Annotated in this window: 5 protein-coding genes; 4 read left to right on the top strand and 1 reads right to left on the bottom strand. The window is 66.8% G+C overall.

The features are described from left to right. Together AC1D1P_RS11755 and AC1D1P_RS11760 are read left to right on the top strand one after the other, a co-directional pair. Positions 1 to 2,549: circularly permuted type 2 ATP-grasp protein (locus AC1D1P_RS11755; protein WP_477673095.1), on the top strand; the 2,549-nt coding region annotated here is incomplete at its 5' end. An 18-nt stretch (positions 2,550 to 2,567) separates the two neighbouring features. Continuing rightward, the gene (locus AC1D1P_RS11760) at positions 2,568 to 3,482 is read left to right on the top strand and encodes a transglutaminase family protein (RefSeq protein ID WP_477673096.1); all 915 of its coding nucleotides are present in this window, start codon (positions 2,568 to 2,570) and stop codon (positions 3,480 to 3,482) included. On the opposite strand, the gene AC1D1P_RS11765 is transcribed toward AC1D1P_RS11760, so the two are convergent. Further along, complete coding sequence (locus AC1D1P_RS11765) at positions 3,448 to 4,422, bottom strand: LysR substrate-binding domain-containing protein (RefSeq protein WP_477671105.1); 975 nt, start codon at positions 4,420 to 4,422, stop codon at positions 3,448 to 3,450. The genes AC1D1P_RS11760 and AC1D1P_RS11765 overlap by 35 nt on opposite strands. A gap of 81 nt (positions 4,423 to 4,503) precedes the next feature. Here AC1D1P_RS11765 and AC1D1P_RS11770 point away from each other — a divergent pair, with 81 nt between their 5' ends. Further along, on the top strand, positions 4,504 to 5,700 hold the full coding sequence (locus tag AC1D1P_RS11770) for a pyridoxal-phosphate dependent enzyme (RefSeq protein ID WP_477673097.1): 1,197 nt from the start codon (positions 4,504 to 4,506) through the stop codon (positions 5,698 to 5,700). 42 nt (positions 5,701 to 5,742) lie between these two features. Next, the coding region (locus AC1D1P_RS11775) for a tripartite tricarboxylate transporter substrate-binding protein (protein ID WP_477673098.1) at positions 5,743 to 6,143 on the top strand (401 nt) is incomplete at its 3' end.

Consider the following 6,143-nt stretch of genomic DNA (forward strand, 5'->3'; position numbering starts at 1 on the left):
CCCTGTCGCCCGACTGGACACGCTTTTTCAACTTCCTCGGCAGCGACGGCTTTTACGACCTGAACCACCGCACCGCCAACCTGCGCCGCCAGATCCGCGACAACGGCGTGACCTACAACGTCTACGCCGACGCCAACGGCCCGCAGCGGCCCTGGTCGCTGGACCTGTTCCCCATGATGGTCTCGCCCGCCGACTGGGCGCAGATCGAGGCCGGCATCCAGCAGCGCGCCCGCCTGCTGGACCGCGTGATGGCCGACATCTACGGCCCGCAGGAGCTGCTCTCCAAAGGCCTGCTGCCCAGCGCGCTGGTGCATGCCCACCCGGGTTACCTGCGCGGCATGCAGGGCGTGCAGCCGGCCGGCGGCACCTATCTGCACATTGCCGCCTTCGACATCGCGCACGGCCCCGACGGCCGCTGGTCGGTGGTGTCGCAGCGCACGCAGGCGCCTTCGGGCCTGGGCTACCTGCTGGAAAACCGCCTGACGATTTCACTGCTGTTTCCCGAAGCCTTCCGCGAAATGAAGGTCGAGCGGCTGGCCGCGTCGTACAAGGCGCTGGTGGATGGCCTCAAGGCCATGAGCCCGACGGACAGCAACGAGGAAAGCCGCGTGGTGCTGCTGACGCCGGGGCCTTACAACGAAACCTATTTCGAGCACGCCTACCTGGCGCGCTTCCTGGGCCTGACACTGGTCGAGGGCAGCGACCTGCTGGTGCGCGATGACAAGCTTTACCTGAAAACCCTGCGCGGCCTGGAGCGGGTGCACGGACTGCTCAAGCGCCTGGACGACCAATTCCTCGATCCGCTGGAACTGCGCTCGGACTCCACACTGGGTGTGCCCGGCCTGCTGCAGGTGATACGCGCGGGCAATGTGTTGGTGGTCAACACGCCGGGCTCGGCCTTCCTCGAATCAAGTGCGCTGCTCGGCTTTCTTCCCGCGCTCTCCGAGCACCTGCTTGGTGAAACGCTGGCCCTGCCCTCGCTGGCCACCTGGTGGTGCGGCGAGCAGGCAGTGATGCAGGACGTGCTGAGCCAGCTCAAGACCTGCGTGATCAAGCCGACCTATCCGGGCACCGGCATGGAATCCGTCATCGGCCATACCCTGTCGCGCCGTGCACTGGACGAATGGGCTGGCCGCATTGTTCGCCGGGGCGAAGACTTCACCGTGCAGGCTTACCTGCCTCTGCCGCAAACGCCGACCTGGCAGGGTGAGCGGATTTCCCCGCGCTCGGCCATGCTGCGCGTGTTTGCGGTGGCCGATGGCAACGGCTCCTGGCAGGTGCTGCCGGGCGGGCTGGCACGGCTGGCGGGCAAGAACGAAAACATGTCGTCGATGCAGCACGGCGGCAGCAGTGCCGACGTGTGGGTGCTGGGCGACCCCTCGGCAGCCAAGGCGATGGCCGAACACACCACCGCATCGCGCACCGAGCAGCCGGCGCCTGTCTGGGCCGCAGCGCCGCTGCGCCACCGCCCGCCCGTGACCAGCCGCGCGGCCGAAAACCTTTTCTGGCTGGGCCGCTACACCGAGCGTGCCGAAAACTCCACGCGGCTGGCGCAAATCACGCTGCAATGCCTGGGCGGCGAAGACCAGACCTCGCAGCCCTTGCTGGCCTGGCTGACCAGCATGGCCGTCGGCAACGCGCTGGTGCTGGACACCGTGCCGCCGGCCACACATGCGCGCCGCGTCTTCGAACGCGCCCTGATCGCCAACCTGGCCGACACCGAACAGGCCGCCAGCGTAGGCTTTAACCTGCGGGCGCTCAAGAGCGCCGCATCTGCCGTGCGCGAACGCCTGTCGCAGGAACAATGGCACATGATCGTGCGCACCGAGACCGACTTCTTCCAGCGCTGCTCATCGTTCAGCGCGGTGGGCCAGACCCAAAGCCAGGGCGGGCAAAGCCAGAGCCAATCCAGCCAATACCTGCTCGAATATTCTTCCGTCGAGGCGCTGCGGGCGCTGGAGTCGGCCAGCGGCTTCCTCTCGGCCATGACGGGTGCGCAAACCGACCGCATGACCCGCGACGACGGCTGGCGCCTCCTGAGCGTGGGCCGGTTGATTGAACGGCTCAACACCCTGGCCGGCGCGCTGATTCGCGGCTTTGAAACCGGATCGATTTTTGAAGAAGGCGGCTTCAACGCCATGGTGGCGCTGTTCGACAGCACCATCACCTTCCACGCGCAGTACCAGCAGCGCCGCGACATCCCGGCCCTGCTCGATCTGCTGGTGCTGGACCGCGACAACCCGCGCTCCCTCGGCTGGGTGGTGCAGACCCTGCGCGGGCGCCTCGCCAAGCTGGCGGGCAGCGCGCCGGGCGACATGCCCGACCTGGCGATGGAACTGCCCGACCCCGGCAGCTGGGCCCTGGCTGATTTGTGCCAGGACGCCCAGGCCAGCACCGGCGATGGCGAAGATGAAAACGGCGGGCAACATGATGGGCGGCTGGTGCAGTTGCTCGAGCAGTGCTGCGATGCCGCGCTGGAACTGTCAGACACCTTGAGCCGCCGCTACTTCAGCCACGCGGCTTCTGCCAGCCAGAGCCTGGGCGCCTGAGGCCCCAGGAGTTTTTCCGTGCTGCTTCACGTCGTTCACGAAACCCGTTACCGCTATGCTCCGGTGGTGGAAAACGCGCACCATGTGGTGCACCTCAAGCCCGCCAGCCGAAACGGCCAGACCCTGCTGGACTATGCGTTGCGGGTGAACCCCGAACCGGTCCAGTTGCGCGAAACCGAAGATGTCTACGGCAATACGCGCACCTACTTTTCCCTGCAGGCGGCGCATGAGAGCCTGACGGTGGTGGCTGACAGCATCGTCTCCACGTCGGCCCTCAACCCGCTGCAATCAGAAGCGACCCTGTCCGCCGGCAAGCCTGCATCGCCCGCCTGGGAGCAGGTGCGCGAACAGTTCCGTTACCGCGCCGGCGCGGCCTACGACAGCGCCTCCGAATTCCTCTTCGCCTCGCCCTATGTGCCGCGCGACGATGCCTTCATTGAATTTGCCCGCCCCAGCTTCCTGCCGGGCAGGCCACTGCCCGAGGCAGCGCGCGACCTGATGGATCGCATTCACAGCACCATGACCTACGAGAGCGAAAGCACCGAAGTCAACACGCCGGCGCTCGAAGCGCTCAAGCTGGGCAAAGGCGTGTGCCAGGATTTCGCGCACATCATGGTGGCCTGCTGCCGCGCCATGGGCCTGCCGGCGCGTTATGTCAGCGGCTACCTTCTCACCACGCCACCGCCCGGCCAGCCACGGCTGGTGGGCAGCGACGCCTCGCATGCCTGGGCTTCGGTGTACTGCCCCGGCCTGGGCGCCTGGCTCGACTTCGACCCCACCAACAACCGCGCGCCGGGTGAAGATTACGTCACACTGGCCATCGGCCGCGACTTCCTCGATGTATCGCCCATGCGCGGTGTGATCCGCGGCGGTGCGCAACACATCCTCGACGTGGCCGTTACGGTGGAGCCGGTGGCAAGCGCCGGGGACTGAGCGGCTTCGGCGGCGCTGGCAGCTCTTCCAGCAACGAGCCCTCAGGCAGGCTGCGTGCCAGGCAGCGCCGGCACAGGCTCACAAATTCCTGCGCGGCGCCCGACTGGGCCTGGCGCGGTTTGAAAGCCAGCAAGGCCCGGAACGACACATCAGCCGCCAGCGGAACGCTGCGCAGGCCCAGCGCCACATGTTCACGCGCCACCAGCGGATTGGTAACTGCCAGCCCGGCCCCGGCCAGCACCAGCGAACACTGCGTTGCGCTGTAAGGCGTTTCAATCACAAAGCGCGGCTGCACACCCGCCTGTGCGAACGCGGCTTCCAGCCGGCGCTGGGCCGTATCCGAGGCAGACAGGCCGACCAGCGGCACTTCTGCGAGATCCCTGGGCTGCAGGACCTGCTTGCGAGCGAGCGGGTGGGCCGCGGGCATGACGCACACCGCGGGCACCTGGTAAAAAAGCGAGGACACCAGGCCACTRGTGTCCGCCTCGTCGCCCAGGAAAGCCAGGTCCACCGCCCCCTGGAACAAGGCCTCACGCAGCACCTTCGAGCTGTCGACCAGCAGCAGGCAACGCGTGCGCGGGTAGCTTCGCTGAAACTCGGCAAGCGCCCAGGGCATCACGCTGGCAGCCATAGCATGCAGTGAACCGATGCGCAGCACGGTGTCCTCATGCGACTGCAGGGCCACGATTTTTCGCTGCACGGCTTCGAGGCCTTCGTAGACCCGCTCGACCTCTTCCATCAGCGCGTGCGCCTCCGGCGTGGGCGTCAGCTTGCCTTTGGGCCTGTCAAACAGCTTGAGCCCGGCGCGCGCTTCGAGCTGCTGCAGCAGCTGCGTGACGGCCGGCTGGCTCACGTGCAGCGCCGCCGCCGCGCGGTTGGCGGTGCCCAGCCGCATGACCATGCGGAACACTTCAATCTGACGTGCACTGGCTTCGGCCATGGCGGTTTCCTATAAGTTTTACTTATTTTAAATCGCAAACATGCGATGCATGAGAGCCCATCGTCTTCGTACCATCTGCCCATGAATTCTGTTTCCCCCGAATCCTTTCCAAACCCTGCGGCATGGAACGCCATCAGCCGCAACCCCCGACTGATGAGGCTGCGGTGCATCCTCTGCGCCCGTGAATACCCGCTGCAAGATTTACCCGCCGGCTGTCCGCACTGCGCGGCACAGGGCACGCCCGCCAGCCTGGAAGCCGTTTACACCGGGTTGCCCCAAACACTGAAAACAGCCAGCACAGGTTATAAGTGGGGCGACTGGCTGCCCTACACCCGCGGCGTTTCCCTGGGTGAAGGCAACACGCCTTGCCTGGACCTGCCGCGCCTGGCGCGCGAGCTTGGCCTGTGCCAGCTCAGCGCCAAGCATGAGGGCATGAACCCCACTGGCTCGCACAAAGACCGCATGTCGGCACAGGCCGTCAGCCGGGCGCTGGACGCAGGCGCGCAGACCGTGGTGCTGGCCTCCAGCGGCAACGCAGCAGTTTCGGCAGCAGCCTATTGCGCCGCGGCCGGGCTGCCCTGCGAAATCGCCACCTACCGCGACATGCCGGCGCCCTTCGCGCGGGCCCTCCATCACCTGGGCGCCCGGCGCATGGAGTTCGACCACGGCTTTGAGCGCTGGAACCATGTACGACGGCGGGTCGAGCAGGACGGGGCCTTTGCCCTCACCAACTACAGCGTGCCGGCGGTCGGCAGCCCTGCTTTTGGCGTGGAAGGCTACCGCGCCGTGGCGCTCGAATTTGTCGCCGGCGGTTGCGTGCCGGACCATGTACTGGTACCCACCGCCCGTGGCGATCTGCTCTGGGGCATTTACAGCGCACTGCGTGATTTGCACCGGGCGGGACTCATTGGGCACATGCCCAGGTTATGGGCCGTTGAGCCGTTCCCCCGCCTTTCCCGTGTGCTCGAGGGCGCGCCGCTGCAGTCGKAATTCAACGGCCAGACGACGCAGTTTTCGACAGGCGGCAGCACCGTCACGCTGCAACAGCAACTGGCCGTGCAGCAGTCGGGCGGCGGCGCCGTGGTCATTGATGACGCCGGCGCCATCCAGGGCAGCGCCCGGCTCGCGGCGCAAGGCCTGTGGGTGGAGCTTTGCGCCGGCGCCTGCCTCAGTGCGCTGGCCCGCCTTCGCGCGCTCGGCCAGGTGCAGGCATCAGAACACGCCTTGCTGCTGCTCACAGCCAAAGGCGACCGTGACACCTTTAACCCCATCCCTTGACCGCACGCCCCCTTTTCTTCAGCCCGCAAAGGAAATTTCACCGTGAAGACCCGACTGCTCACCACCCTGCTTCTGGCCTGCGCCACTCTGGCGGGAACCGCCCATGCCGCCTACCCCGACAAACCCATCCGCCTCATCGTGCCTTGGGCGCCGGGCGGCAGCACCGACGCCATCGCCCGCGCGATTGCCCAGCGCATGGGCGAGACCATGGGGCAAAGCGTGGTGGTCGACAACCGCTCCGGCGCTTCCGGGCGCATCGGCACCGAAGCCGCGGCCAAGGCCGCGCCCGACGGCTACACCTTCGCCATCGTCGAGCTGCCGCATGCGATTGCGCCGGCCGTGTTCAACAAGATGCCCTACGACCTGCTGCGCGACTTCACGCCGGTGTCCATGGTCGGCACCTCGCCGCTGCTGCTGTTTGCCGGCGGCGCGCAGTACAAGAA

Source organism: Polaromonas sp. P1_E1_2 (assembly GCF_056406035.1).